The sequence below is a fragment of the Pacificimonas flava genome, from assembly GCF_000342165.1.
Taxonomy (GTDB): domain Bacteria; phylum Pseudomonadota; class Alphaproteobacteria; order Sphingomonadales; family Sphingomonadaceae; genus Pacificimonas; species Pacificimonas flava.
This window is the reverse complement of sequence record NZ_AMRV01000007.1, coordinates 91,149-117,057: the sequence shown is the minus strand read 5'-3', so window position 1 is coordinate 117,057 and position 25,909 is coordinate 91,149. Positions and strand designations below refer to the sequence as shown.

Genomic DNA, 25,909 nt, shown 5'->3' with positions numbered 1-25,909 from the left:
GCGGGTCAGGCCGCGACTTGCAAGGGGGTGGCCAGCTTCTCCGTGCGCACCGGTGCACGCGCCTCTCCAAAGCTGTCGCCCCAGGCCAGCACCACCCCAAGGAGGGCGGCTTCTGCGGCAATTTCACGGGAGAGATTCCAACCGATGACGTTGATGCCTAGTCGTCTGGCCAGCTTCATGTCCGCAGTCCGCAGAGGCGCCAGGGCTGCCTCCGTCAGGAACAAGGTCGATCCGGGATCGACCCCCGCAAGGTCGATTGGGGCGTCGATAAGCGTTCCAGTGGCGAATCCGATTGCAGCCAGTTCGGCAGTGACCGCAGCACCTGCGATCAGCAGAAGCCGCGCCCGCAGTTCGGGATGACGCTGCAGGGTGTCACGGAGGTGCGCCAGAGCGCGTGCATCACGGGCACCCGCGTTCGAAACGCGCACCATCAGCCTCGTCTCCGCGGAACGGGCACCCCAGCCCAGCGCAAGATCCGCCAGTTCATCGATGCGATTCGCGTCGGATGCCGCTTCCCAATCGGCCGCCGTTTCATTCCAGTTGACGCCGCCGGTGGCGAAACGCGCAAGGAAGTGTCGCGCCCTGCCGTCGCGCAGCGCAACAACAGGCTGCAGCAACAGCTCGACGGGCGGGCTTCCCGCCGGCTTTGGCGCCTCCGGTTCGTCAGAAGACGGCGCTTCCGCCTCCGCAAGCGCCAAGTTGAATCCTCCTGACGGCCTCTCGCCCGCGCCCAATGGCGACGCCTCTTCTCCGCTGCCTTCGTTTCGCCATATGGCGGAGAAGCCGGCGCCGATCCGCAGGCTCAAATGCGTGAGAATGAAGACACCCGCCGCCCCCCAGGCGGATATCACGGCCACGCCCTGCGATACGCCCCAAAGAGCAGGCCCAAGCCATGTCAGGACACAGGCTCCAAGAGCATAGACGATCAGCAGCAACCCGTCGTCGCGGTTCATCGAAGGAGAGGCAGAAGTCGCCATCATATCCGCCACTCTAGCAGCGGAAGGTTTTGGATTGGTTAATCCGGCAGCAAGAGATGCCGACCGCACTTGAGGGCCGCTCATAATCCGGGTAGGGCATTGCAGGTCCGAAAGGGGATGGCAGGTTTATGAACAGTTTCAGCAAACTAGCCTTTGCCGGCGCAATCAGCGTGCTCGCACTGTCAGCCTGCGGCGACAGCGATGACAATGCGGCGCCGGCGGGCAGCGCGGTCAACCGGGAACTCGCCGAGGAGGGTATCGACTTCGACGCTTCGACCATGGACGCAATGTCCGTGGATGTCGTTGCGGGCGGCGCCCCGGCACAGGCGGACCCGAGCACTGCCGACGCGGGCATCGAAATGCTGCAACAGGATGCGGCGACAGCAGAAGGCGCACCGGAAGACGAAACCGCCGAATAGGCACGAAGCTATGATGGGAGAGGATCGATGACGCTGGACGAAATTACGGAGAACATGCGCAGCCGCGTCGGGGCGGATGCCGGGCTGAACAAGAGCGTTAAGTTTGATTTCGGGGATGATGGCATCGTGCGTATCGACGATACGCAGTCGCCGGCCGTCGTCGACAATGAGGACGCGTCTACCGATTGCACGGTAAAGGTGTCGAAATCGGATTTCGAGAAGATCGCCTCCGGCGACCTGAACGCGCAGATGGCCTTCATGCAGGGCAAGCTGAAAATCGACGGAGACATGTCGGTTGCGATGCAGCTGGGCAAGGTTTTCGGCTGACGAAATCCTCATAAGCAAAAAGATCGAGGGCGTCGGACATGGGGTTCGGCGCCCTTTTTATGCCCTGCCCGCTCCCCGGATTTGGTCGGCGAGCGCCGGGGCGGGCTCAGGGACTAAAACGAGTTTAGCCGCCGCAACGAGCGCGCACGCCGCGATGATGGCTTCACCCGCGACGCGTTCTCCTCGCCGCACATCCCTTCGCTCATCGTTCGCAGCCGATCGTGCTTTACCGCCGCCTTGCAATGACAGGTGCAGAGCGACGAGTTCGGTCCGCGATTAATCATTATCGCCTCCGCGGGAGGCAAAGCCCAACCGCAATTGTTCCGGATACCGGGCCCACGAACTCCCTGGGGACGCCGCGATTGTTCCGGCACCCTTTTGGGATTCCGGTCTCCGTCACGACAAAAAAAGGGCCGCCCCCATGATGGGAGCGGCCCTCTTTCTTGCCTTGAAGGCGCTGGCTCTTAGGAGCCGGCACCGCCGAGATTGATCTCGACGCGGCGGTTCTGCGGCTCGCGCACACCGTCGGCCGTCTCGACGAGCGGCTGGCTTTCACCGAACGCCTCGGACGAGATGACACCCGTCGGAATGCCCTGACCCGTCAGATAGTCGCGGACCGCTTCGTTGCGGCGCTGCGACAGACCGACATTGTAGTCGGCCGGACCCGAACGGTCGGCGTGACCGGCGAGCGTGATGCGGGCCGAGCCGGTTTCCTTGTAGGCCGCGGCCGCACGGTTCAGCGTGTCGGCGGCTTCCGCCGTGATGTCCGACTTGTCCCAATCGAAGAACACGATGAAGTCTTCAACGACCGGCGGCGGAGGCGGCGGCGGCGGGGGCGGAGGCGGAGGCGGGGGAGGCGGCGGCGGCGGCGGCGGAGGCGGCGGAGGCGGCGGTGCGGCCGGCTCGCCGAAATTGTAGCTCAGCGTCGCAAGCAGCGAGTGCGTCTGGAAGTCACCTTCCACAGCGGCGCCGTTCGTGCCGACGAACTCAACCTTGTCGTGGTTGTAGAACTTGTACCGCGCACCGATGTCGACATTCTCGTTCAGGGCGTACGTCACACCCGCGAGCAGCTGCCAGGCGAAACCCGTGTCGCTGTCGTCGAGGAACGCCTGCGACCCGGAGGCCAGACGCGCATTCTCGATTTCCGTGCGGCCGACACCGACACCACCACCGACATAACCGCCGATGGGCGTATCTTCGTTGGCGCCGAAGTCGAACATGCCGTTCAGCATGAAGCTAAGCGACGACACGTTACCACGCGCGGTGTCGAAAGCACCCGTGCCTACGCCGCCCGGAAGAGCAAGATCGCCCGGCGCATTGACGCTTACCGAGTTCAGATTGGTGTCCTTGTAGGCCACCTCGAACTCCGTGCGGAACACGCCGAAGTCATAACCGACGAGACCGCCGAGCTCATAACCATTGTCATAGTCGAGTTCGACGCCGTTATCGGCAATATTGTCGGCATCGTCCGAAAGATCGAAGCCATTGGTCTCAGGAATGAAGGCACCGCCTTCAACACCGACGTACCACGCATCATCACGCGCGAGCGCCGGACCTGCCAAAGCCGTGCCCGCCAGGGCAGCGGCAAGGACCAGTCTACGCATAAGGTTCCCCTTTCATATTTACACACATCCCTACTGGAACACGCGCTGAACGCTGTAATCTGGCTTTATTTCCCAAGCAAGCTTCGATCATTTTCATTTTGTGGCAAAAAGGCATCACATCTCTCGGAACCATCAGGAAACCAGACCCATCGCGCGCAGACCGGTCAGCAGCGCCGCGATAGCCGTACGAGCCTCTACGTCCACCACGGCCCCGCCATGCGGCTGCGCGACCTCGGATGGCTCTGCCGCCAGAACCTCGCGGCCGCCGATGACCAGTCCGGCCACAGGCAGGCCTCGCCTCCACTGCCCCGCGCTGCGAACGATGAAGGCATCTTCATCCTCGACCCATGCGGTGACACCATCGGGCGCGGCGCGAAAGGTCCACTGTTCGCCGGCCCATTCGGCAAGAAGCCCGTCTTTGCTGTGCCAGACATCCTGGCCGTCTGTCCCGACAATCCAGGTATCGCCGGGTTGCGGCGCTCCGGGAGCGTTCGGTAGGTTTCGGCTGCGAACGTGCAGACCGATGCAGCGATCGATCCTGTGAAGGGCGGCGTTATGCGTCACCTCCTTTTGCGCCTGACCGGTTTGTATCAAGGGAAGGCCGAGGCGGCCCGTATGTTCGGACATTCAAATGCTCCCGCATGCTCTGGAGGTTAGAATTCGAAAACCGTTTCCGGACCGTCACCGACGAGGTCGCTGAGCTGCGAGACCGCCAGAGTGCCCCCGGTGACCGGCGCTCCGAAGGTCGCGATCTGATCGGCGGCGGACAGTGCGAACTGCGGCTCGTCCACCAGATATTCGGCCGTGCCGTTCTGCGAGGACAGGCGAAGCCGGTAGCGTTCCCGCCCTTCGGCAAGCGGCACGTCGACATGGTCGGGCCAGCCGAAGCCACGCCGGCTGCGGCGGATCCAGCAGACGTTCAGCCCCGCATCCGCGCCGCGCCGCATATGGATATGGACTGGGGACAGGGGCCGCAGATTGGCGCCGCTGATCGTAACCGCCTCCACAGGAACCAGGGGAAGCGAGTCGGCAGGCCCTGCGGCCTTGATATGAATCGTTCCACCCAGCCGGTCCAAGGGCACATCGAAGGGCATGATCGCTTCGGGTTCCAACAGCAGGAACGCCTCGCCCTCGACATGGGTCGCCATGGCTGCTTCTGTCCCGCGGCGTCCTCTCAGCAATTCGCTCAATCGCCAGCGCCGAGGCGCGATCTCCTCCGCGCGGCAGAACTGCAGAAGCTCGTCGCCGACCTTCGCCAGATTGGCGCCGGACAGGACCGCGTTGCGGCTGGCATTCTCCAGCGCCTGGTCGTCCAGCATGTCGACGATCACGGAGGACTGCATGTCCCAAAACGAAGAATCCGCACTCATCGGAACCGCCGATACGCGCCCCATCTTCGCGGCCGTGCTGATCACTCCGATGGAACGCCAGCTTTCCTCGGCGTCCAGGCTCGCCCAGATCTCGGCATATCGCCAGCCCGGGCTGCGTCCCCCCGCGGCGATGCGCAGCCGGATCGAACTGTCCGGGTCGCCGTCCATCGGCGGCAGTTCGAAGACGCGCGTGACGGTCTCGCCTTGCGGTATGTCCGCCTCCACCCGCGGGGTTCCGCCGTCGGCGGCTGGCGGGGTCTGCGGTCCCGCCCCCACCCGCTGCTCGACCGACAGCGTCACCGTGAACCCCGCAATCTCGGTCCCGGTCACGGTCCACTCGCTGCCGTCCGACAAGCGGATCGCGTCATTCGGCGCGAGATGGATGTGATGGAACGGCAGCCGCAGCTCTCCTGACCGGCGCCTGTCCCACAGGCGCCTCAAACAGGCTTCCGCCACCTGCTTGGCCCGGCCGGCATGCAGAGACACCGGCAATTCGATATGCCGAACGCCGGCTTGCCGGGCACCGACGCGAAAGCTGCGCTGGACACCCGGCTGGAAGTCTCGGTCCGGATCGGCGGCAGCCAGGGTCAGGATGCCGGGCGATCCGCTCGCCGCGCTCCTGACGTCACGTCTCCGTTCACCGATGGTTTCCCCGCCCACCAGGTCGGATGGCGAAACCTCCCATGCCTTCGTCTCGGCGGGACCGGCAATGTGCAGTCCTACGGGCGAGGCGAGCACCTTGTGCGGAACGATCGGTGCCAGCACGCCCAGCAAATCCTTCAGCGCGGAATGGCTGGCCGCCGAAAAGCCGGTCATGTCCCCCGTCAGGCGACTGGCGGACATCTCCACATCGCACGCCGCGCCCAGATCTTCTACGATCGTCTCCGGTGCAGCGGACCCCGCGAAGATTTCGAAGCTCAGGTTCGGAATGCGATTGGCGAAATCGGCGAGTTCCAGATCTTCGAACACGGCATAGGCCAGTCCGCGAAACGCGGGCGCGTGGCCCGGCCCCAGTGCCGCTTCGATCAGCGTATCGGGCGTCTGCCGTTCGCTGCCGTCATAGACGCGAACTCGCCCGCCGGACCGCATGTCACCCGCCGCGCCGCGAAGCAGCTTGCCGTCCGCCCAGATGCGGCCGACCCCGTCGATGCGCCTGCCGGCCAGTGCGACGGCGAAACTCGCCGAATAGGAGTAGCTTGTCGTGCGACCGCCGCTTTTCTTGCCGCCGCCCGATCGATGAGCCGTCTCGCGCAGCCCATCCGACCAGATCAGCGTGCCCGCGCTGCGCATGACGCCGTAGTGCCGCGCCAGGGGAGCGCCGTAATCGCCGCTTTGCACCGACAGATCGCTCAGACGCGGTCCCTCGCGATTGCCGCCACGATCCAGCAGATGGGAATCGACCCGCGCGCCGATCAGCGATCCGACGGCACCGCCGATCGGACCGGCAACCAGCGTTCCGGCGGCCGATAGCAAAAGTGTCGCCATGTCAGTCCGTCCTGTCGTTCGCTTCAGGCGCGCGCCAGACCGCGCGAAGGTTCCACTCTGGCGGCGGGGTGGTCTCCACGACCCGCCGCAGCGAAAAATCGGTGTGGATAAGGGTTCGCCCGGCATGCACCGCCAGATGATGCTGGCCCGGCCCGGCTTCGAATTCCAGAATGTCGCCCGGCGCAGCGTCTGCGGCGTCGACCCGGATCAGCCCCGCCGAACGAAGGCCGTCGGCAAGGCGACGCCTATTGTCGGCCCTCAGCGAATAATCTGCGGGAACGTCGGGCCTCAGCCCGGCCCCCGCCAGCCCGACGAGCACGAGGCCGACGCAGTCCAGGCCGCGGCGCGGGCAGCGGCCCTGTGGCCGGGCGGGGCAGCCCAGCGCCGTACGCGCCTGCGCGACGATTTCGAATGCGCCGGCCATGCTACAGGCCCGGATAGCGCATGACCGAATCCTGGCCCGGCACGTGCGACTCGCCGCGAAAGTTCAGCGCGTTGCCGAACCGTTCGCGGCATGTCGAGAAGCGTCGGTCGCACCCCTCGGTCAGAAGCAGGCGATCCCCGACGCTGAGCGTTGCGGCACTCCGTTCGAACAGGATCCTTGAACCCTGCGCCCGCGAAATCCCCAGTCGCACCCCGGCCAGCGCACCGGACACGACCAGCGCCGTGCCATAGGTGAAGTCGCCGGCGGGCAGTTCGCGATCCACTGCAATCTCTTCCCCCGCCATCACGCTGGCGACCGCGGCGCGCAGGCGATGCCGGGTCAGATCGACCTGGCAGCGCCTGTCGCCGAGGGCGGCGCGGCATTCCGGGCTCGTCAGTTCGACGGGAATACGGTCGAGCGCCGCCGCCGACGTCAGCAGGTCCGCTGAAAACGCATGTCCTTCCGCCACGACCGCGCCCAGCTCGCCCCGCATCAGCAGCACGCCGCCCGCCTGCGGCCGGGTCCAGTCGATCAGATGCAGTTCGACGCGCGCACCGTCATAGCGGCCCGCATCGAGGTCGGATGAAGAGATGCAGGCGTGGGAAAGGACGCCCGCAATCTCTGCGCCGGGCGCTGTCCCGCCCTCTTCCTCGGCAATGGCTGACGGACGTATTCCGGGGCCGGGTTCGTACCGCAATCCGTCGAACCAGATTGCCCGGTCATGCGTCGTAAGGCCGAGCGCGATGCCATCCGGACGATCGATGCGCCACAGATAGGAAAGGCTTGTCAGCTCCCCGTTCAGCGATGCTTGCAGCGCCTCGGATACTCTGCGCATCAACCGTCCTCCCGCACTTCGATCAGCGGGATCGACGGAATCTCGCCCGCGCGCCAGCCGCCGAGCGATGCCGTCAGCCGGTCTTCGGCGAAGCGGACCGGCACGTCGAAGTGGAAGCCCGCCGTGACGCCGCCGGCGGTGGGGGCCTCGTCGAAGCGAACGACGCCGCCGGGCCTCAAACTCCAGCCCGCTGCGCGCGGCTCGCCGCCCACTGCGATGCGCAGCGATGCCGCGTCCGGCCGGGTAATGCGCCTGACCTCCGCATCCGCGCTCTCGCCATAGCGTTTCAGAAGGGGGAAGTCGGTGCGCAGCCCGTCCGCCGTTCCCAGATACTGGTCGAAGGGGCCGACGTTTCCGCTCGCGCTGGCATGATCGAACGGATCGCGGAAGCGGAAGCCATGCGCCCTCCCCTTCCGCGCGCGAAAGAAGTTCAGAACGGCGATCAGGTCGTCTTCGGAGCGTACGCCCAGACCCGCATCGAACTGCAGCCGGCCCGCCGCCCAGACGCTGGACCGCTGTTCCCGCCCCGATACCATCTCGGTGACTTCCGTCAGAAATTCGGGCCCGCCGCTGGCGCCTGCGCCGACCGACAGCGGAAACCGCACATCGTGAAAGGCCTCCATGTCCTCCCCCTCTCCCACGTCATAGAAGGTGAAACCGTCACGCATGACCTGCGGCAGCGCCCAGACGAACGTGCGGGATACCTCGGAATTCAGCGCATCCTCCGCCGCCGACGCGATGCGCGTCCAGGCCGCCGGCGCCCCGGCATTCAGAACGAAACCCGAAAAATAGTCCTGCGCCGCCGCCGGATAGCCAAGGGTCTCCGTCACGGCGGCCCGGGCGCGGCGGGATGCGCCGACATCGCCCGCCAGCACGAAATCATAATCCTCCAGTTGCAGGCAATCGAAGGCGGGATAGGCCCAGGCTGCGGGCATGTTCACCGTGCGCAGCCATTCCGCGTCGTCCGTCAGCACTTGCGGGGCATAGAAAAGCAGCGCCGTACGCACATTGGCGGCCGCTCCGCGCGCCGCGTCCGCCAGCGACAGGACCGAGGCGCCCAGTACGCCTCCCAGCCACTCGGCATATGCGCCTTGCGCAGCGTTGAATTCATCATGGGTGTCGGTGATGGGATCGCCTGGATCACCAGAATAGGCGCTGAGCGCTGCCGCGTCGTAGAAGCAGGGGACGCGGTCGTCGCCAAAGCCCGTCCACCACCATGGCTCGCCGACCTGGAACCACGGCTCTTTTGAAAAGGCCCCGCCGATCTCCATCAACGCCCCGGCAACGCGGCGCAGCCATGCCATCGCATCGTCGTTCGCTGGCGAAAGCAGCGTCGAGGGCGGCTCCCATCCTGTCAGCGCCGGCCGTCCGTCATGCGCACGCTGCTTCCAGTCCTCTGGCGCATAGGCATCGAACAGTTCGTAGCTCAGCGACCAGATCGGCGTGATGTCATCCTCGGCGGCCAGCGCCGCGAAGTTCCGGAACCAGGCGCGCGCCGGCTCGCACAGCGGGTCGCCGCTGCCGGAAACGCGAAAGACCGGCTCTCCCGCCGCGGTCGCGCCCGGCGCCACACGCATGAAATGGCTCATGCCGACATACAGCGTCAGCCAGTCGCGATAGCCCAGCGCCCGAACATTCCTGAGGATACGCGTCGGTGTCAGGTCGTACTGATCGTCATATCCCGTCGCCATGCGAAGCGCGTGCGGCGGAACGGACGCATCGCCCTGTTCCAGAACCGCGCCCGCGCCTTCGGCGTGCAGATCCTCCAGCACGACGCTGCCCGCCGCCGGCGCGGGCAGCGGGGCGTCGCTGCGCGTGAACCCCGCCGGCACCAGCGATACGAACATGCGATCGATGTCGCCCGCCCAGACCGGGTCGCTCTCGCCCGGCAGCAGGAACCCGCCCTCCATCGCATCGAAATCGAGCGTGATGCGGGCATCGTCCGGCGCGCCGTCGGCATAATTCCACAGCCGCACATACCAGGTCTTGTCCTCGCCGCCTTCGGTCCGCCCCTCGATCGTCAGCGTGGGCCCGTCTACGGCATCGAGCGGCCGGACCTCCCCCTCGCTGCGCCAGCGAAAGCGAAGCGCCAGCCCGCGATAATCGCGCCGCGTCTCGTAACGCAGCAGCGGGTGATCCCGGCGATCTTCGCTCTCCCAGATCAGCCCGGCCAGGTCGTTCTGCTTCAGAAAGGCCAGATCCACCTTCAGGGATCCGGGCTGCGGCACCGTCACCGCCGCCATCATCGGTCTTGGAAAGTTCAGCGACCAATGCGCCGCGTCGAACCGCATCATCCAATCGGTCCGCACATGCGGCCGCGTGCCGTCCGCAAGATAATGGCTCATCGCCCGCCCCCGATCTCGCGCTGCACGGCGCGGGCGACCTGCCGGGCGCTGCGCTGTAACAGGGCCGGCTGCGCGGCGCTGCTCGCCACGTTGACATTGATGGTGACGGCGCTGCCGGTCGCTGGGGCTCCCGCCTCGACCCGGCCGCTTACCGTCGGCACGAACAGCTCCGGTCCGCGCTCGCCAACTCTGTAGGCCCGTCCCGGGGAAACCGGCCCGCCAGTGGCGCGCCCCGGCGCGCCCAGCAGGCTCATCGCCGCACCGGAAATCAGGCTGCCCAGGCCCGCGCCGCTCCCGCCGATGGCGGTCCGCAGCTGCGCCTGCGCGATCTCAGCCAAAACCGACAGCGCGCTTCGCTTCAGATCGTCGAAGCCGAACTTGCCGCTGCGAATGAAGCGGCCCATCGCGTTCTCCATCGCGCGTCCGGCCTGCTCGACGCCCGTGGTCAGCGGCCCCTCGACCAGCGAACGCATCTCGCCGACCCCGGCGGCGAAATCGCGCGTGTCCGCCCGCACCCTCAGTACGAGCGTTTCCAGCTCTTCATCCATTCTCACGCTCCAGTTCCTGCAGTTCCGCGCCGGTCAGCGGCGAAGCGCTCTCGGCGCCCGGTTCGCTGATGGCGGACAGGGCCAGCGCCAGTTCGGCGGGCGTCGCCTGCCAGAATTCGCTCGCCGTCCAGCCCAGCGCGCCGCATGCCGCACGGCCGGCCGCCAGCGCGGCCTCGGCAAAGCGCGTCACCGGCCGCTCAGGATTTGCGACAGCAGCTGCTTCAGCGCCGGCGTCACGGCCGCCAACCCCTGCTGCACGACCGCCTCGCTCATTTCGGCCCGCGACAATGCCGTATCGGTGCGGCAGTGCCAGAACAGCGCCGCCATTTCGGCAAGCGTCAGCCCGCCCTCTGCCGCCCGCTCGACCAGCGCGAACAGCGGCCCCAACTCCTCTTCGGCGGCGCACAGAGCCGCGAAACTGGGCCGCACCACCACCGGCCCCTCCGGCAGGGGCAGCACGGCCTCGCCCCGCAGGGCCGTTCCCGGCCTCAAGCGGCCACCACCGGCCCGGCGCTTTCCAGGCTCAGCGTATAGGTCCGCTCCCCGCCGAAATCGCCGGCATAGTCCAGCCGCGTCACCAGAAACGGCCCGCTCAGCATCTCGCCGCTTTCGAAGGTCAGGCGGTACGCCGCGACCGTTCCGCCCAGCGCATGCGCCTTCAGCCGCGTCTCCGCGGCAGAGCCGTTGAAGACGCCCGCGCCCGATACGCTGACGGACCGCGTACCGGCCTCGGACAGGATTTCCCGCCAGCCGGCCGAATCCTTGTTCGTCGTCACGACGGGCTCGGCATTGATCGACATCTGCGTCGTGCGCAGGCCGGCCACCGTGTCGAATGTGGCGGGATCGCCGCCATCCGACAGTTTCAACAGAAACGCACTTCCCTTCTCCGCCGCCATCGCGCCGTCTCCTCTTGTCTTCGCGTTGAATTGGTCTCGTCGGCGCGGCGGCGTTCAGCCTTCGATCACCGCCTCGAAATCGATGGATCCGCTGACCGCGCCCGCCCGCACATCCCGCCGCGTCTCGCTGCGCAGGAAGCTCAGGCGCACCAGCCGCGCCTCGCCCAGATCGGGCTGCAGCAGCAGGACGGCGCGCTCGGCTTCCGCCATGGCGGGCTTCAACCGCGACACGGCCGCGCCCGCCATCCACAGCGTGACGGCAAAGCGGTGGCGGTGCAGCCGCACGCCAGTGCCGCCGATGCTGCGCACCATGTCCGGACCGATTCCGACATAGGGCAGCGGGGTGCCACCATCCGCGCCGTCGACGACGGGCCATCCGGCAAGCGCCGGCGTGCCGCGCAGCGCCGCCCGGACAGCCTGCTGCAGGGCAAGAGCGGCGGTCATCCGCCCGTCTCCCCCAGCCACGCGGCCGGCCAGCGCAGCCGGGCGTCCGCCAGGCGCCGTCCACGCGGAACGCGCACCCGAATGTCTCCACCATCGACCGTGGCGCGCAGCCCCAGATCGCGCTCGATACGCTCCGCCGCGCGCTCAGCCGACTGCCGCACGCGCCGTGCGGTCAGGCGCCGGGCCCCCTGGGCCAAGCCGTTCATCGCATCCCTCATTCCGCCCGCTCCTCCGCAATCATTTCGCTGATCGCCGCGTCCCGCGGATCGTCGGTGCGCGACAGCACCACCAGCGTCCGGCCGCGCCAGCGCAGATGACTTCCCACCATCGGCGCCGCTTGCCGCCGCATGCGCACCCGCCAGCGGCGTGCCGCGACCATCCGGTCCCCAAGCACCGCCGGCCCGGCCGGCAGCGGGACGATGGCGGCCCAGGCGGCAGCACCCGGCGCGGGCTCCCCCGCGGCACCGGCCGCGTTCCTGCCCCCCTCCTCCAGCCGCATCACCCGCTCGCGCAGCGTTCCGGCGATCCCGCTCATGACAGGCGCACCCGTCGCCAGGGCCGCCACAGCGCGGCAATGGCGGCCGGCGGTCCGCGCTCACCGTCGGCATCGCGGTGCGTGTAGAGATGCGCCGCCAGCCGCATGATTCCCTGTCGCACGGCTTCGGGCAGGCCGTTCCAGTCGGCACTCAGGCCCGCCTCGACTGTCAGGGCGGCGGTCGCGGCGCCGCTCGCGGGACGACAGCGGGCCCATCCATCGCCGGAAAAATCGATTTGCAGATCGACCTCCTCCGGCGAGACCGCCGCCGCTTCTCCCGCCGCCGTCAGCCCGCCCGTGCCCGTCACCCGGCGCAGCGGCGTCGGCGCCAGCCGGTGCCAGTTTCCGTCGGCCGGTATGCTGACCGCGCGGGCCTCGACGATGGGCACCTGGCCCGTAAAGGCTTCGCACAGGCTCGTCGCGGTCCGCACCAGCCCGGCCAGCAGGGCATCCTCGTCGCTCGTCTCGATGCGCAGATAGGCCTTCACCTCGTTCAGGGTTACGGCCAGCGGCGCCCGGTCTTCCCCGGCCGGGGCGACACTCAGCGTCATCGTTCGTCGATCCGGATGGACAGGCCGCGTGCGTCGGTGCGCCCGTCGGACAGCGTGACCCGGTTCGTGACGCGGTACACGCGCCCCGGCCGCCCCCCGCTCAGAATGACGGCGGTGCGGGACGGCAGTGTGCTCGCCGTCTCGACGATCAGTCCGCCCGGTTCAGCCGGATCGACGCGCCAGTCGCTGTCCGCCACGCTCTGGCCGTCCAGATACCCGGCGCCCCAATCGACGGCATAGTCGATCGCGGCGTCGGGGGTCTTCAGGTAGAACCCCATGCCTCTTCTCCTTTTTGTCGTGAAGCCGCGGCGTCAGCCGGCGGCGATGCTGCGCAGCCGCTGGTCGTCACCGGCGGCGGCGGTTCGGCCCGGACGGGCAGCCGCGATCCGCTCCTCCGGCTCGCCGTCATCCCCGTCATCGCCGCCGGGGTCCTCCCCGCCTGGCTCCTGCGCGGAATAGCTCGCCGAACGCGCGGCAAACGGCTCGGCGGCATAGCCGGCCGCGTCCCGCAGCGGTGCACTGACATCCGCCCGTCCCTGCTGATAGCGAACATGGCGGTCGGCGACATTTGCGTGGGTCAGCAGCACCTCGCCTGCCCCGGAAACCGCTGCGGCGACAGGCACCCAGACGCCTCCATCGGCCGACAATTCGAAGCCGCTGACGGCCTCGTTCTGGGCCAGGACCGCATTCTCTACCGTAAACACGATTCGCGTCCGGTCGGCGGCGGTCGCGGCCACGGAAACGACCCTCGGCCCGCGCCAGGCATTGCCGCGTCCAAGCCCGTTCGCGGCAAAGGCGTCGGCGAACAACCGTGCCGCGACGCCCTGTCCCGGCGCGCCGGGATGCAGGCCGTCGGCGCCCAGCGGAACGGTCAGCAGGCTTGCGGTCGCCGCCGCATGCGGATCGCCCTCGGCAAAGGACAGAAGCGCCGCCCGCACCGCCTGCAGATCGGCATTGGCAATGGCCGGATAATCGATGTTGTACAGCGGTCCGATCACCATCGGCAGCGATGGCTGGCCCGCCCGCTCTCGCAAATATCCCAGCATCTCCGACAGCGCCCCGGCGATCCGCCCCGCATGGGCTCCCGCTGCCGCATCCCGCTCGCCGCCCAGGTACAGCAGCCCCTCGCAGCCCGCCGCAAGCTGCGCGGCCGCATCCCCCAGCAGCGCCGAAATCGCCGCCGCGCCGCGTTCATGATCCCACCAGTGCCCCGCCCCGCTGTCGTTCGCCGCCAATATGCCGGCCGAGGACTTCGCCATATTGAGGAAACCGACGGGCGCGCCCGACAACGCGTGAAGGCGTTCGACAAAGGCCGCCTCGCCGGCCCCGGCAGGCGCTCGCCAGCGCCGGTCCTGCCGGTCGAAAACGCGGCCCGCCCCGGGCTCCGGCGTCGTCTGGCTCGCCGCAAAGCCCGTACCGTATGACCAGAAGGCCATGTTCGACTGACCCATTGCGACGATGCGCGCGCCGACCAACAGGCCCTCCGCGACGATGGCATGGGGGCCGCCCTCGCCTGCCCGGACTTCCAGGCGATAGGGTCCGCCGGTCGGCACCCGAAGCGTTCCGGCCCAGTCTCCGCCAGCCGGGGCCGGATCCAGTGTCTGCCAGCTTCCCCCCGGCAGATATCGGACATCGACGGTTTCGGTCTCCATGCCGCTATAGCTACCCGTCAGCGGCACGGCCGCATGGCCGTCGGCGCCGCGTTGCAGCACGCCCTCGATATCGACGGCCGCCGCGCCCGAAATGGCACCGCCGCCCGTGTCGATGTCCATGGCCGTGGTAAAGCTGTCCGGCGTGGTCAGCGCGGCGGCGAACGTGTCCACCAGCGCGTCGCTGGCCGCAGTGCGGTAGATGCCGCGAAACGCCACTTGCCCCATCATGGGGCTGTTGCCGCTTCCGATCAGCCAATATCCGATCCGCGCGTCCGAAAATGCCGCGCCGCCGCCTGCGCTGGCAAAGGCCTTGTCGCTGGTGCCGCCATTATAGACGACCGGCATATTGGCCGAATTGCGCTTTGCCGCGGCAAAAGCCCAGGCGCCGCCAGCCGGCCGCCGCGCCGAGCGCGCCCGGTTCGACGATCCGTTATACAGGTTCGCCTCCAGGAACCCGCTCGCATCGCTTCTCAGCCAGAACAGGCTGTTCTGGCCGCTGTCATGGGTTTCGCCATTGTCGAGCACGCCCAGTGTTGCCGTCTCGCCCGGGCGGTCGTTGCGATAAAGATACAGGTCGGTCAGTTCGCCGGACAGGTCGAACCCGCCCGCCAGAAACCCGTCTGCTTCCGCCCCCGGCAGCACCAGCGCCCGTCCCAGCGGCCCGCCGGTCGCCCCTGCCTGCGATTGCCCCCGCGCTGTCAGATCATGGCCGCCGCCCGTCCGGTCCAGCAGGCCGTGCCCGGTCCACACCGCCGCGAAATCCTGCCACACGCTGTGTGCACCGTTCGCAGCGCCCACCGCCGGACGCGTCTCGCCCCCCGTACGCCCGGTCCAGAAATAAAGGGCCGCGTCCGCTGTATCCGACACGGCGGGGTGGCGAACCGCCAGCAGTCCCGTTCCCGCTGCCCCGTCGAACGCCACCGGGTCGATGGGCAGTTCCTCCAGACCGGCCGCGTCGGCGGACGCGCGGATGTCGGCACCGTCAGGTCTTGCCGCGTCGGCCCACGGAAACAGGCCCGCATCGCGAACGAATAGGATCGCCGCGCCGGCATGGCCGCTCCCGACCTTCGCCCGGTCCACCATGCGCGCCGCTGCCAGCACATGCGTATCGCCCAGCGCCATGCCCTGCTCCCTCATCATCGATTTTCATCTGCCCCCCTGGACGCTCCGGCGCCGTTGGCGCGGCCCGGGAAGGGGGGAACCCGGGCCGCACCGTCTCGTCAGGCGCTCAGGCGCAGCACCTTGATCGCGTCCGAATTGGCGACGCCGCCGCCGACCCGCTTCGTTGCGTAGAAGTGGACGAACGGCTTGTTGGAATAGGGATCGCGCAGGATCCGCGTCGCCGTGCGCTCGGCGATCACATAGCCCGCCTTGAAATTGCCGAAGGCGATGGGCGCGGCCCCCGCCGCCATATCCGGCATGGCCTCCGCCTCCACGACAGGGTGGCCCAGCAGGGTCCCGGGCGTTCCCGCCTCGATCCCCGCGCGCCACAGGAAATTGCCGTCGCCGTCCTTCAGCTTCCGCACCGCCGCCAGCGTCGCGGAGTTCATGACGAAGCACGCCCCCTGGCGCAGCGCAGGCTTCACGCTGTGGACCAGGTCGACCAGTGGATCGGCGTCCGGCAGCACGCCGTCCACGCCGCTATCCACATGCTGCAGCGTTCCGAACGGACGCTCCCCGTCCGCCGCGGCAGAGGTGGGGTAGGTCATGAAGCCTTTCGGCATGTCCTCGCCCGTTCCCGCGACGAAGGCGTCACCCTCCGCATGCCCGAACTCGCGGGCGATCTCCTCGGCCAGCCAGCGCTCCACGTCGAAGCCGGCATCGTCCAGCATCGTCTGCGTCGCCGCCGGGTTGGCGTACAGTTCGCCCATCGGCGGCGCGACCTCGGCAAAGGCGGCCGTCTCCGTTTCCCCGCGCAGCGCCTCTTCGGACACCCAGCCCGACTGGATGCCGCCGACGGCGACCAGCTTTCGGTAGTGCGCGCTGCCCACCGGCACCACGTTCGCCACCGCGCGGATCGGACTGGTCGCCGCCACCATCGTCTCGATCATGCGATCGATTTCCACCGGCACGGCATAGCCGCCCTCCGGCCCGCTGGCGGTCGACAGGGACTTCAGTTCCGGCGCGCCGTCCTGCCCCTTGCGCAGATAGGCGTCGGCAAAGGCTTTTCGCTCACCGCCATCCGCATCCACCTTCGTACCCAGCGCGGGCCGCTGCCCGGCCACCATTCGCGCCGACAGCGACTTCACTTCGTCCTTCAGCGCGGCGATATCCGCCGCCATCATGCCCTCGGCGGCATCCTCGAACGCCGCGGCCTCCTCGGCCTTCATTTCATAGTCCATCATTGCTCCTCTTCGCCAAAAAGTCCGATCACACGCGCCAGCGGCTGCATGGGAAAGGTGACCAGCGACACCTCCACCAGCTCCAGGTCCAGCAGCTCGCGCAGTCCCCGCGCCCGGTCGCGCCGCGCCCGCCGCGTGCGGTATCCGAAGGACAGGCCCGACAGCGCTCCGGCCCGCACCAGCGCCGCCGCCTCGGCCGCGCCGCGCGACCGCCGCGCCAGTTCCGCCACGATGCGCAGGCCCCGCGCATCCTCCTCCGCATGCACCAGCCGCCCCACCGGCCGCTCCGCGCCGTGCTGCCACAGCAGCGGCACGCCCTCCGCCCGCACGCCGGCAAAGGCGCCTCGCCGCACCACGTCCCGGCCCCTGTCGGGAACGTCGAACACGGCGGCGTAGCCGGCCAGGCGCAGCGCGCCCTCGGTCACTATCTGCATCCTGTCGTCCTTATGTGCGGGCGGCCTTGCCGCCTCGTCCTCACCCGGTCGCGGTCAGCCGCTCACCGTTCCCCTGAAGCCGGCGGCATAGGCGATGCCGATCAGCAGGCCGGCCAGCATCAGCCGCACCAGCCACTGCATCGCCGCCTTGCCCGCCGACCGTTTCGCATCGCGCCACGCGCCCAGCAGCTCGCGCAGTTCGCCGACGTCCGCGCCCGCCTTGCCATCCTGTAGTCCCACGCGCTCTAGCGCCCGCCGCGCCCCGGCCTCCGACGATTCCTCGACCAGCGCGCGCAGCGTCACCACATCGCACCCCTTGGCATTCGCCTGGGCGATCAGTCCGGCCAGGATCGTGTCGTTGCTCATTTCCGAACTCCTTTCGATCCGCCCGTTTTTGCACAGTGTCATCGGCTGTCCCCCTGTCCGCCAGCAGACAGGGGAAACGCGCTCACTCGGCCAGCCCCAGAACCCGTTTCTTCTCCTCCGGGGTCAGGAAATCGGCTTTCGACACCCGCTCCCACATCAACGCCCGGTCGGCGGCCAGCGCCGGCACCTTGTCCAGGTCGACCGACACGCGCGCGTCCGGCCACCAGCCTTGCAGCCAGCCCGTCAGCGCCTCGCAGATGCGGCCCGCCATCGGCAGCACGGACAGTCGCCACAGGGCCCGGTTCGCCTCCGCGTAATTTGAGTAGGTGTTGTCGCCCGGCAGTCCCAGCAGCATCGGCGGCACGCCCAGCGCCAGCGCGATGTCGCGCGCCGCTGTCCGCTGCCCCTCGGCGAAATCCATGTCCGCCGGCGACAGCGACAGCGGCTGCCAGGTCAGCCCGCCCTCCAGCAGCAGCGGCCGCCCCGCCCGCGCCGCGCCGGAAAAACCCTCCTCCATCTCGCTGCGCAGCCGCGCGAACTGCTCCGTCGACAGGGCGCTGCCGTCGCCGCTGTCGAACATCAGCGCGCCAGAGGGCCGCGCCGCATTCTTCAAGAGCGCCCGGTTCCATCGCGCCGCCTCGTTGTGCGCCGCGATGGCGCCCGCCGCCGCATCCAGCGCGCCCAGCCCGTACAGATCGTCCAGCGGTGACAGCGTGCGGATATGCAGGACGCCCGGTCCTTCCTCGCCGCCGGCCGGCAGCGGCACCTCCGCCGCGCCGCCACGGTACAGGAACCCGCATGGCCAGCCCGATGCGTCGGTTTCGATCCGCACCCGGTCCGGCGCCAGCACGTGCAGTTCGGCGGGTCGGCCGCCCCCGTCCAGCGCTGCATTCACATAGGCATTGCCGTGCAGCAGCAGATGCGCGGCCAGCCGCTCCATCATCGCCGCGCCCGACAGCCTTTCGTTCGGCCGCGCCAGCAGCGCCGCGACGCCGTCTCCGCCCGCGATTGTCAGCGGCGCGCTTCCGGCCGCCTCCGCCAGCAGCCGCACCGCGCGGCTCGCAACCGGATTGCGCTCCATCGCCTCCCGCGCCCGCGCCGTGTATCCGCGCGGGGGTTCGGCGTCCTCCACGCCCAGCAGCATGGCCGGAAAGCGCGCAGGCGAAACCGGACCGGATGCCTTGCGGCCCGGCCAGTCGAACATGATTCGTCTCCTGTATGTGTGTCCGAAACGGGGCCGCGCCCTGCGCGGTCCTAAAGCTTCCTGATCTGCGGCCGCACCGGGCGGCCCAGCATCAATTCCGTCAGCGCCCAGACCAGCGCGTCGGCGCGGTCGGGACTGTGCCCCGGCCCCTCATAGCCGCCGCCCTGCATCAGGCCGCACAGTTCGTCCTCCAGCTCCGGCATGGTACCGACATGATGAACCTTGCCGGATCCGTACAGCGTCGCGACAGGCTCGGCCCGCGCGCTTTTTCCCCGGCTCGCACGCACCAGCTTGGGCGCCGCCGTCACCCCGGCGGCGGCCAGCACGCTGCCGACCATGTCGCCGCCATTGTTCACCTCCGCCACGACCAGATCGACCTCGTACACCTGCTGCGCCGCCGCCACCGTCGCCGCCCACAGTTCCGGCCCGCCGGGAACGGTCAAGTCGGCCAGCACATAGGCCTTGTCGTCCGCCCCCAGCGCCGCCAGCACCAGGCCGCATTTCGCCGATGCCGCGCCGCGCCCGCCCGCCGGCGGATCGACGCCCAGCACGACCCGGCGCATTGCCTCTCGCGGCGGCGCCGACGCGACCCGGCATCGTTCCAGCAGCGCCCGCGTCCACAGCGCCCCCTCGAAATCCTCGATCAGTTCGCCGCCCAGTTCCTGCCGTCCCAGCGCGGTGCCGCCATAGGCACGCTCCATCGCCCGCAGGAAGCTCGCCGGCAGCGCCAGCCTGTTGTCCGCCGTCGCACCGCGCGTCACGGCGACATCGGGATCGTCCAGCAGCCGCTTCAGCAAGGGCGAGGGCTTCGGCGTCGTCGTCAACAGCAACCGGGGATGCGATCCCAGCCGCAGCCCCATGCGCAGGTTGGATAGCGTCTGCTCCCCATTCGGCCATTTTGCCAGTTCGTCGCCCCATGCGGCGTGATGCTCGGGACCGCGCAGGCTGTCCGGCACCTCCGCCGAATAGAGGATCGCCGCCGCGCCCGTCTCCTTCCAGCGAAGCAGTCGCCGCGCCGGGAAGAAATCCGGTCGCATCTCCGGCGCGCCCAGGTTGAGGAGGCCGGACGCCCCCTCCACCATGACCCGCCGCACCTCGTCCACGGTGGACCCGACAAGGGCGATGCGCGCGCCGCGAACGGTCTCCGCGATCGTCCGCACCCATTCCGCCCCGGCCCGCGTCTTTCCGAAGCCCCGCCCCGCCAGCATTAACCAGATCGGCACATCGCCCGTGGCGACGGGTGGCGGCGGCAGCTGTTCCGCCCGCGCCATGAATTCCCAGTCGTGCAACAGATCTGCGGCGTCCTCCCCCGACAGACCGGCCAGCACGGCGCTGCGAACCTCGGCATCTGCCGCCGCCAGATCGCCAAAGCGAACCGGCCGCCCCGTCAAGGGGCTGCGTCCTTCAACGTCCCGGCCGCCCGCTCGACCGCCGCCGCCAGCGTTTCCCGCGCCCGCGCCTGCCGTTCCCTCAGCGGCTCCGACGGCCCGCCGCCGCCCGGCCCGGCCTCCGTATGCCGGCTGATCAGGAACATCGCCACACGGTCCGGATACTCGACGAACTCCCCGCGCTTTTCGCCGCTGTAGAAATAGGGCTTCCGGTCCCCGTGCAGCGCCCGTTCCAGCAGGCGCATCTCCAGGGTGCGGACACCGTCGCGCAGGGCAGCGTCCCAATCGTCGGCGAACTCCGGATCGGTGCGGCGGCGAAGATAGACCAAACTTTTCGACACCCCCGCCCGCTCGGCCGACAGTTTGACGTTCGCCGTCTCGCCCAGCGCGGCCAGAAACTGGGCCCTGCGCCTTTTCGTCCAGCCGCCTTCGCGAACGCGCTCCACCCGAACACGCTTTCCGCCCCGCGTGCTGCCGCTCGAAATGATCGTCTCTCTCTCCTGCGATCGCGCCATTTCAACACCTCGCCCATTGAAGGTTCACGCCAAAAGAAAGGGGCGGCTCCGCGCTGGAACCGCCCCGCTGCCCCCTCAGGGGCAATTTCCGACTGTGCTCTTTTTATACAGGCGAGCGGTTCGCTCGTCAATCGTTATTTTACCTATTTGGTACGTTTATGCCTTGCGACGGCGGGCAGCGGCCAGGCCGCCAAGGCCCAGCAGCATCAGGCCCATCGCGGCGGGCGCCGGAACGCCGACGGCCTCATATGTGATGTTGAAGCTGTCGCCCAGGTTCAGGCCGCTGATGTCGATGCCGAAATCGGTCCCGCCAAAACCGGTATCCCCCAGTTCGACGCCATAGGGTTCGCCCGGACCGTCAAAGAAGATGCGCAGCGCCTGGCTGCCGGCGCCGCCGACCAGGGCGACGTTGGAGAAGGCCGGAACGACGGAGCCGTTGAAGCTGAACATGGCGCCGTCCAGCGTGATGCGGATTTCCTCGAAATTCTCGAAACCGAAATTGTCGAGCAGGCCGTTCAGCGCCAGCGGACCGCCCAGGTCGCCCTCCTCGATCGCAACATTGGCAACGACGCTGCTGACGCTGTTCACGTTCGTGTCGTTGAAGGCGATGTCGATCGCCGCGACGCCGGGGCCGCTGAAGCTGGTGTTCACGTCATTGCCATTGTCCTCGACCACGCTGACGATGGCGGCGTGGCTGGGAACGGCAAGGCCGGCACCGAGAAGGCCGGCGGTAAGAAGCGCTTTCATTGTCATTTCTCCCTTTTATCCAGTTGAAGAACGTGGGGCGGGTCGGCACCGGCCGCCCCGCCCCTGCCGGGCGGCGATGCCTACAGATTGCCCCGCTGCCAGGGGCCGGAGATCGCCAAGGTGATGCCCGGAGTTTGAAGGTTCACGAACAGGATGCGACCCGTCGGATCGAAGCAGGCGCCGCACCATTCGCTGCTGCGATAGTCGCCCGCCCCGAAGAAGTCGGACGACCGGCCGCCCAGCTTCGCGATATCCTGCGCCGTCAGTTCGACATTGTTGATGCCCAGCGTATAGGCCTCGCCGTTCGGCAGCAGACCCAGCAGGCGCGCGCCGCGCGCCTCGGGCCCATTGGTCGCGCCGCCATCCTCGCACAGCACGATGCCGCCGCGCGGGCTGACCGTGATGTTGTCCGGATTGTTGCCGGCGACCTGGGTCTCCGACGCGAAGATGCACTCCATCCGTTCGGTGGCCGGGTCATAGGCCCAGACCGCGCCCTCGCCGTAACCGGCGCGGCCGTTCCCGTCGCTGCCCGCGCCGGTGTCGACCCAGTAGAACAGCCGGTCGGTCGCCGACCACCAGATGCCCTCGCCGCGGCTGAAATAGGCGCCGCCCTTCAGATAACCCTGGGCGAAGGGCGCGGCGACCGTTCCGAAACCGTCCAGCTGTACCGGCGGCAGCGACGGCTCTTCGACATCGACCCATTCCAGCTGATAGGCATCGCCGCGGCTGGGATTGTTCAGCGCCGCGTTGGTGGCGCCGACCACCTTCGCCATGGTCAGCTTGCCGCCGCGCGCCAGGCTGCCCAGCTTGCCGCTCGTGTCGGACGGCTCGAAGCGGTAGAAGCCCGATTTGTTGCGCGAATCTTCCGTCAGGTAGACGCTGCCCGTGCCCGGATCGACGGCGACGGCCTCATGCGACATGCGGCCCATCTCCGTGATGGGGTTGCCCGTCGTCTGCTTGGGGTCCGTCGACACTTCGAACACGAAACCGTGCGGCGTGCCGTCGGCCGGGTTCGTTGTCGTCGTTTCCTCGCAGCTCAGCCAGGTGCCCCAGGGCGTCATGCCGCCCGCGCAGTTGGTCAGCGTGCCGCCCAGCGAGGGCACGGTTTCCACATACTGACCGCGACGAACGGTGATGTTCGTCGTCCCGCCGGATGGGGGGATGCCGCCGGCCGGCGTCGTGTCGTACTTGCCCGGCGCATCGATCGTACCGATCTCCGCGACCTGGCCGTTCTCATGATTGCGGATCAGCGTGAATTCCTGCCCGCGCGTGCCGGGTGTCGGAATGCAGCACATGCCGTCGTGGCGCGGCGGCACGGGATCGCCGTTCGCCATGATCATGCCGGTCCAGCTCATGGAACGATAGCTGAAGTCTTTCGGCAGGCGCAGCAGTTCCAGACCTGTCGTCAGGTCCTTGGTCGGCGACACCGGGCCATAGGGGCTGGTGCCGATCGTCGTCGCCGCCTCGGCCCGACGCGCAGCCAGCATCCCCAGCGGCCCGGCCAGCGCCGCACCTGCCGCAACGCTGCCTGCTCCGCGAAACAGACCGCGGCGTCCAATGGTAAGTGTATCCGGTTTCATGGTCGTCTTCCCCTTCACGATGGTTCGTGTCGGAGACCTATCGACGCTTCATGACTCACCGGCCGGTACTATGGTTAAGCTTTTGTTTACTATTGCGCTAATGGTTCGCAATTGCCGTGAAATCGGCGACTTTCTTTGCGAAAATGTTGCACGGACGCCTGGTCGTTTCCGGGCCGCCCCTGCCTACAGCCGGTAGAAATCGGCGATTCGGTCCAGGGCCATCATCAGGACGACGCGGCCGGATCGTACCGGCAGTGTCATCGCCTTTTCCGCCGTCTCCATGCCCTCGCCGATACATACTGTCCGCCGCAGCATCTCGGCCGGTCCGCGCCCCACCAGATCCATCGCCTCCTCGAATCGGCGTTTCGCTGCCGTGATCCGTTCGCCCGGCAGCAGCCCGTCCGGCACGGCTCGCCGGCCCGTTGCCGCCGGCGCGGCGTCCCAGGCCATGGTGATGCGCGGCATTCCGCCCGCGGCCATGAAATCCGCCCTCAGCTTCTGGCCCGCCTCGAACTGCTGGTCCGTAATTTTGCCGCGGGCGTGCAGCCAGCCGAGCGGCTCCTCCGCCCGGTTCACGCGCCGCGCGCCCTGCCGGGCAGCCTCGCGCGCCCGGGGCATGTCCGCTGTCTTCGCCATCAGCCGGTTGCCGCTGTCTGGGTCCTGCCGCCGCCGCAAAAAGGCCATGCCCGGTCCGCTGATGCGGTATTCCGCGGGCGTGCCCTCGATCAGGTCGAGGGCGCGCAGCCGGTCGATGTCCGCATCCTGCGCGCTCCGCGTGCCGGCGCGCCAACCCGCATGTCGACGCTTCAGCACCGCGCCGCGCGCCATTTCGGCCAGCAATTTCTTCTCTGGTCCCGTCAAAACCGTCTGCGCCATGCCGTCCTCCTGATCCGAAGACAGCATATTGCCATGACCGGTTCGCTGTAGGAAAGAGTGCGTAACCGATTTGGTAAAGGGATACCGCGGCATGATCACACGCATTCGGGATATTCGGCAGGGAAAGGGTCTGACCCTGGCGGAGGTGGCGGCGCGCTGCGACCCGCCGACGACGCCGCAGACGATCGGCCGCCTGGAAACCGGCACCCGCACCGTCAGCGTCGAATGGCTGAACCGCATCGCGGCGGCTCTCGACGTGCTGCCGGCCGACCTGATGCAGTTCGAGGACCGCGCCGAAATCGGCATTGCCGCGCGCCTGACCGCTGCGGGCGCCGAGCCGCTGACGAAGCCGCGCGCGCTGGCATCGCCGCATCCGTCCGGCGGGATGACCGGCATGATCGTCGACTATCCCTTCGGCGATTACCGCCCGCGCGACGAACTCTGGCTGGAGCGGCTGTCGCCGGACCGGTTCAAGGAGGCGGCGAACCGCGACATCCTCGCCCCGCGCCCGGTCGGCCGGTTCGCATTCGGCCGTCTGGTCGATATGTACGGCGCCCGCCTGTCGATCCTGCCGCCGCAGCATGGCGCGCGTCAGATCGTGCTGACCGAAACGCCCTGGGTCGCGGTCGTGCGAAAACTGATTCGGACGCTTTAGAAGCTCTCTTCCGCGTACACCCTGGACACGTCGCCGTTCCAGCGGCCGTGATACGCGTCCAGCAGCCGCTCCGCCGGTGTCTTGCCGCTTTCGACGATCTCGAACAGCGGTGACAGGAACCCCGCCTCGTTATTGCCCGCCGAATCGAGCTTGCCGCGCGCCGACAGGCCGCGCTGCGCGATCTGCAGGGCCTCGCGCCCGATATCGCGCAGGGTTCCGCCCGGCACCGCCGTCTTCAGCCCCTCGCGCGGCACGGCATCGCGCACCGCCGCCAGATCTTCCAGCGACCAGTGCTTCACCAGATCCCAGGCCGCATCCAGCGCGCCCTCGTCGTAAAGCAGGCCCACCCACAGCGCCGGCAGCGCGCAGATGCGGCTCCACGGCCCGCCGTCCGCGCCGCGCATTTCCAGAAAGCTTTTCAGCCGCACTTCGGGAAAGGCGGTCGACAGATGATCGGTCCAGTCGAGGAGCGTCGGCCGGTCGCCCGGCAGGTCGTCCAGCCCCTTGTCCATGAACGTGCGGAAACTGCGGCCCGCCAGATCGCGATACGCGCCGCCCCGCACCGCGAAATACATCGGCACGTCCAGCATGTAGTCGGCCCAGCGTTCGAAACCGAACCCGTCCTCGAACACAAAGGGCAGCATGCCCGTGCGCTGCGGGTCGGTGTCGGTCCAGATATGGCTGCGAAAGGACAGGAACCCGTTCGGCTTCCCCTCGGTGAAGGGCGAGTTGGCGAACAGCGCCGTCGCCAGCGGCTGCAGCGCCAGAGAGGTGCGGAACTTCTTCACCATGTCCGCCTCCGACGCATAGTCGAGGTTCGTCTGGATGGTGCAGGTGCGCAGCATCATGTCCAGGCCCAGCGACCCGACCGTCGGCATGTAGTTCCGCATGATGCCGTACCGCGCCTTCGGCATCACCGGCAGATCGCTGCGCGCCTTGTCCGGCCACATGCCGAGGCCCAGGAACCCGACGCCCAGTTCCGCGCCGACCTCCCGCACCTGCGCCAGATGGCGGCAGGCCTCTCCGCAGGTTTCGTGCAGGCTGGCGAGCGGCGCGCCCGACAGTTCGAACTGCCCCGCCGGCTCCAGGCTGATATTGCCGTCGCTGCCCTTCAGCGCGATCACCTTGCCGGCTTCCGAAATCGTCTCCCAGCCAAAGCGGGTCAGCCCGTCCAGCAGATCGCGAATGCCGCCCGGTTCATCGTAGGAGGGGGCGCCGTGACCCTTCAGCCGGTAGACGAATTTCTCGTGCTCCGTGCCGATGCGCCACCGGTCCTTCGGCTTGCAGCCATCCTCGAAGACCTTGAGGAGGTCGCCGCGGCTCTCGATGGGCTGCGCATCACTTTCGGCGTCGCTGCGGGTCGTCATAAGGCGCGCCTTAGCCGCCCGCC

At 68.3% G+C, this 25,909-nt stretch carries 30 protein-coding genes; 3 read left to right on the top strand and 27 right to left on the bottom strand.

Features of this window, described 5'->3' with window-relative positions; genetic code table 11:
• Window positions 1-5: 5 nt before the first annotated feature.
• Window positions 6-980, bottom strand: a complete 975-nt coding sequence (locus C725_RS10785; protein WP_149864646.1) for a hypothetical protein — start codon at window positions 978-980, stop codon at window positions 6-8.
• A 125-nt stretch (window positions 981-1,105) separates the two neighbouring features.
• Between C725_RS10785 and C725_RS10780 the strand changes: the two genes are divergently transcribed.
• Together C725_RS10780 and C725_RS10775 are read left to right on the top strand one after the other, a co-directional pair.
• Window positions 1,106-1,396: a hypothetical protein gene (locus C725_RS10780; protein ID WP_008602820.1), complete on the top strand. Its 291-nt coding sequence runs from the start codon at window positions 1,106-1,108 to the stop codon at window positions 1,394-1,396.
• Between the two features lie 27 nt (window positions 1,397-1,423).
• Window positions 1,424-1,723: an SCP2 sterol-binding domain-containing protein gene (locus C725_RS10775; protein ID WP_008602818.1), complete on the top strand. Its 300-nt coding sequence runs from the start codon at window positions 1,424-1,426 to the stop codon at window positions 1,721-1,723.
• A gap of 464 nt (window positions 1,724-2,187) precedes the next feature.
• Here C725_RS10775 and C725_RS10770 read toward each other — a convergent pair whose 3' ends face one another.
• From C725_RS10770 to C725_RS16720, 25 genes are all read right to left on the bottom strand, one after another.
• The gene (locus tag C725_RS10770) at window positions 2,188-3,327 is read right to left on the bottom strand and encodes an OmpA family protein (protein ID WP_008602817.1); all 1,140 of its coding nucleotides are present in this window, start codon (window positions 3,325-3,327) and stop codon (window positions 2,188-2,190) included.
• Between the two features lie 132 nt (window positions 3,328-3,459).
• Window positions 3,460-3,954 (bottom strand): DUF2793 domain-containing protein, encoded by a 495-nt coding sequence (locus tag C725_RS10765; RefSeq protein WP_008602816.1) that lies wholly within the window; start codon window positions 3,952-3,954, stop codon window positions 3,460-3,462.
• A gap of 26 nt (window positions 3,955-3,980) precedes the next feature.
• Window positions 3,981-6,182, bottom strand: coding sequence for a phage tail protein (locus tag C725_RS10760; RefSeq protein WP_008602815.1), 2,202 nt, complete (start codon window positions 6,180-6,182; stop codon window positions 3,981-3,983).
• Window position 6,183: 1 nt separating this feature from the next.
• Entirely contained in the window at window positions 6,184-6,606 is a 423-nt protein-coding gene (locus tag C725_RS10755; protein ID WP_008602813.1) for an NlpC/P60 family protein, read from the bottom strand.
• 1 nt (window position 6,607) lies between these two features.
• Window positions 6,608-7,441, bottom strand: a complete 834-nt coding sequence (locus C725_RS10750; protein WP_008602812.1) for a DUF2163 domain-containing protein — start codon at window positions 7,439-7,441, stop codon at window positions 6,608-6,610.
• On the bottom strand, window positions 7,441-9,786 hold the full coding sequence (locus C725_RS10745) for a DUF2460 domain-containing protein (protein WP_008602810.1): 2,346 nt from the start codon (window positions 9,784-9,786) through the stop codon (window positions 7,441-7,443). The genes C725_RS10750 and C725_RS10745 overlap by 1 nt, the downstream gene beginning before the upstream one ends.
• Window positions 9,783-10,334 carry a hypothetical protein gene (locus C725_RS10740; protein WP_008602807.1) on the bottom strand — a complete coding sequence of 184 codons (552 nt, stop codon included), beginning with the start codon at window positions 10,332-10,334 and terminating at the stop codon, window positions 9,783-9,785. Before C725_RS10740 ends, C725_RS10745 begins: the two co-directional genes overlap by 4 nt.
• Window positions 10,327-10,524 (bottom strand): phage tail assembly chaperone, encoded by a 198-nt coding sequence (locus C725_RS16430; RefSeq protein WP_008602805.1) that lies wholly within the window; start codon window positions 10,522-10,524, stop codon window positions 10,327-10,329. The genes C725_RS10740 and C725_RS16430 overlap by 8 nt, the downstream gene beginning before the upstream one ends.
• The gene (locus C725_RS10730) at window positions 10,521-10,826 is read right to left on the bottom strand and encodes a gene transfer agent family protein (protein ID WP_038282891.1); all 306 of its coding nucleotides are present in this window, start codon (window positions 10,824-10,826) and stop codon (window positions 10,521-10,523) included. The genes C725_RS16430 and C725_RS10730 overlap by 4 nt, the downstream gene beginning before the upstream one ends.
• Entirely contained in the window at window positions 10,823-11,230 is a 408-nt protein-coding gene (locus C725_RS10725; RefSeq protein ID WP_008602802.1) for a phage major tail protein, TP901-1 family, read from the bottom strand. Before C725_RS10725 ends, C725_RS10730 begins: the two co-directional genes overlap by 4 nt.
• Before the next feature lie 54 nt (window positions 11,231-11,284).
• A complete protein-coding gene (locus C725_RS10720; RefSeq protein ID WP_008602800.1) occupies window positions 11,285-11,674 on the bottom strand; it encodes a DUF3168 domain-containing protein in 390 nt (129 codons plus the stop codon).
• Entirely contained in the window at window positions 11,671-11,880 is a 210-nt protein-coding gene (locus C725_RS10715) for a hypothetical protein (protein WP_149864644.1), read from the bottom strand. Before C725_RS10715 ends, C725_RS10720 begins: the two co-directional genes overlap by 4 nt.
• Window positions 11,881-11,888: 8 nt before the next feature.
• A complete protein-coding gene (locus tag C725_RS15425) occupies window positions 11,889-12,209 on the bottom strand; it encodes a hypothetical protein (RefSeq protein WP_008602797.1) in 321 nt (106 codons plus the stop codon).
• Window positions 12,206-12,760 (bottom strand): head-tail connector protein, encoded by a 555-nt coding sequence (locus C725_RS10705; RefSeq protein WP_008602796.1) that lies wholly within the window; start codon window positions 12,758-12,760, stop codon window positions 12,206-12,208. Before C725_RS10705 ends, C725_RS15425 begins: the two co-directional genes overlap by 4 nt.
• A complete protein-coding gene (locus C725_RS10700; protein WP_008602794.1) occupies window positions 12,757-13,038 on the bottom strand; it encodes a phage fiber-tail adaptor protein in 282 nt (93 codons plus the stop codon). The genes C725_RS10705 and C725_RS10700 overlap by 4 nt, the downstream gene beginning before the upstream one ends.
• A gap of 33 nt (window positions 13,039-13,071) precedes the next feature.
• Complete coding sequence (locus C725_RS10695; RefSeq protein ID WP_008602792.1) at window positions 13,072-15,552, bottom strand: sialate O-acetylesterase; 2,481 nt, start codon at window positions 15,550-15,552, stop codon at window positions 13,072-13,074.
• Between the two features lie 80 nt (window positions 15,553-15,632).
• Window positions 15,633-16,757, bottom strand: a complete 1,125-nt coding sequence (locus C725_RS10690; RefSeq protein WP_008602790.1) for a phage major capsid protein — start codon at window positions 16,755-16,757, stop codon at window positions 15,633-15,635.
• On the bottom strand, window positions 16,754-17,188 hold the full coding sequence (locus C725_RS10685) for an HK97 family phage prohead protease (protein WP_008602788.1): 435 nt from the start codon (window positions 17,186-17,188) through the stop codon (window positions 16,754-16,756). Before C725_RS10685 ends, C725_RS10690 begins: the two co-directional genes overlap by 4 nt.
• A 54-nt stretch (window positions 17,189-17,242) precedes the next feature.
• Window positions 17,243-17,554, bottom strand: coding sequence for a DUF6127 family protein (locus C725_RS10680; protein WP_008602787.1), 312 nt, complete (start codon window positions 17,552-17,554; stop codon window positions 17,243-17,245).
• 82 nt (window positions 17,555-17,636) lie between these two features.
• On the bottom strand, window positions 17,637-18,758 hold the full coding sequence (locus C725_RS10675) for a phage portal protein (RefSeq protein WP_008602786.1): 1,122 nt from the start codon (window positions 18,756-18,758) through the stop codon (window positions 17,637-17,639).
• A gap of 50 nt (window positions 18,759-18,808) precedes the next feature.
• Window positions 18,809-20,149 (bottom strand): DNA-packaging protein, encoded by a 1,341-nt coding sequence (locus C725_RS10670; RefSeq protein ID WP_008602783.1) that lies wholly within the window; start codon window positions 20,147-20,149, stop codon window positions 18,809-18,811.
• Window positions 20,146-20,661, bottom strand: coding sequence for a hypothetical protein (locus tag C725_RS15420; RefSeq protein WP_008602781.1), 516 nt, complete (start codon window positions 20,659-20,661; stop codon window positions 20,146-20,148). The genes C725_RS10670 and C725_RS15420 overlap by 4 nt, the downstream gene beginning before the upstream one ends.
• Before the next feature lie 156 nt (window positions 20,662-20,817).
• A complete protein-coding gene (locus C725_RS10660) occupies window positions 20,818-21,408 on the bottom strand; it encodes a PEP-CTERM sorting domain-containing protein (RefSeq protein WP_008602780.1) in 591 nt (196 codons plus the stop codon).
• Between the two features lie 80 nt (window positions 21,409-21,488).
• Window positions 21,489-22,988, bottom strand: a complete 1,500-nt coding sequence (locus C725_RS10655) for an alkaline phosphatase PhoX (protein WP_008602779.1) — start codon at window positions 22,986-22,988, stop codon at window positions 21,489-21,491.
• A 183-nt stretch (window positions 22,989-23,171) separates the two neighbouring features.
• Entirely contained in the window at window positions 23,172-23,864 is a 693-nt protein-coding gene (locus C725_RS16720) for a DUF6456 domain-containing protein (RefSeq protein WP_008602777.1), read from the bottom strand.
• Between the two features lie 91 nt (window positions 23,865-23,955).
• Here C725_RS16720 and C725_RS10645 point away from each other — a divergent pair, with 91 nt between their 5' ends.
• A complete protein-coding gene (locus tag C725_RS10645; protein ID WP_008602775.1) occupies window positions 23,956-24,519 on the top strand; it encodes a helix-turn-helix domain-containing protein in 564 nt (187 codons plus the stop codon).
• Here the strand turns inward: C725_RS10645 and C725_RS10640 are convergent.
• Window positions 24,516-25,886, bottom strand: coding sequence for a glutamate--cysteine ligase (locus C725_RS10640; protein ID WP_008602773.1), 1,371 nt, complete (start codon window positions 25,884-25,886; stop codon window positions 24,516-24,518). The genes C725_RS10645 and C725_RS10640 overlap by 4 nt on opposite strands.
• Window positions 25,887-25,909: the final 23 nt, after the last annotated feature.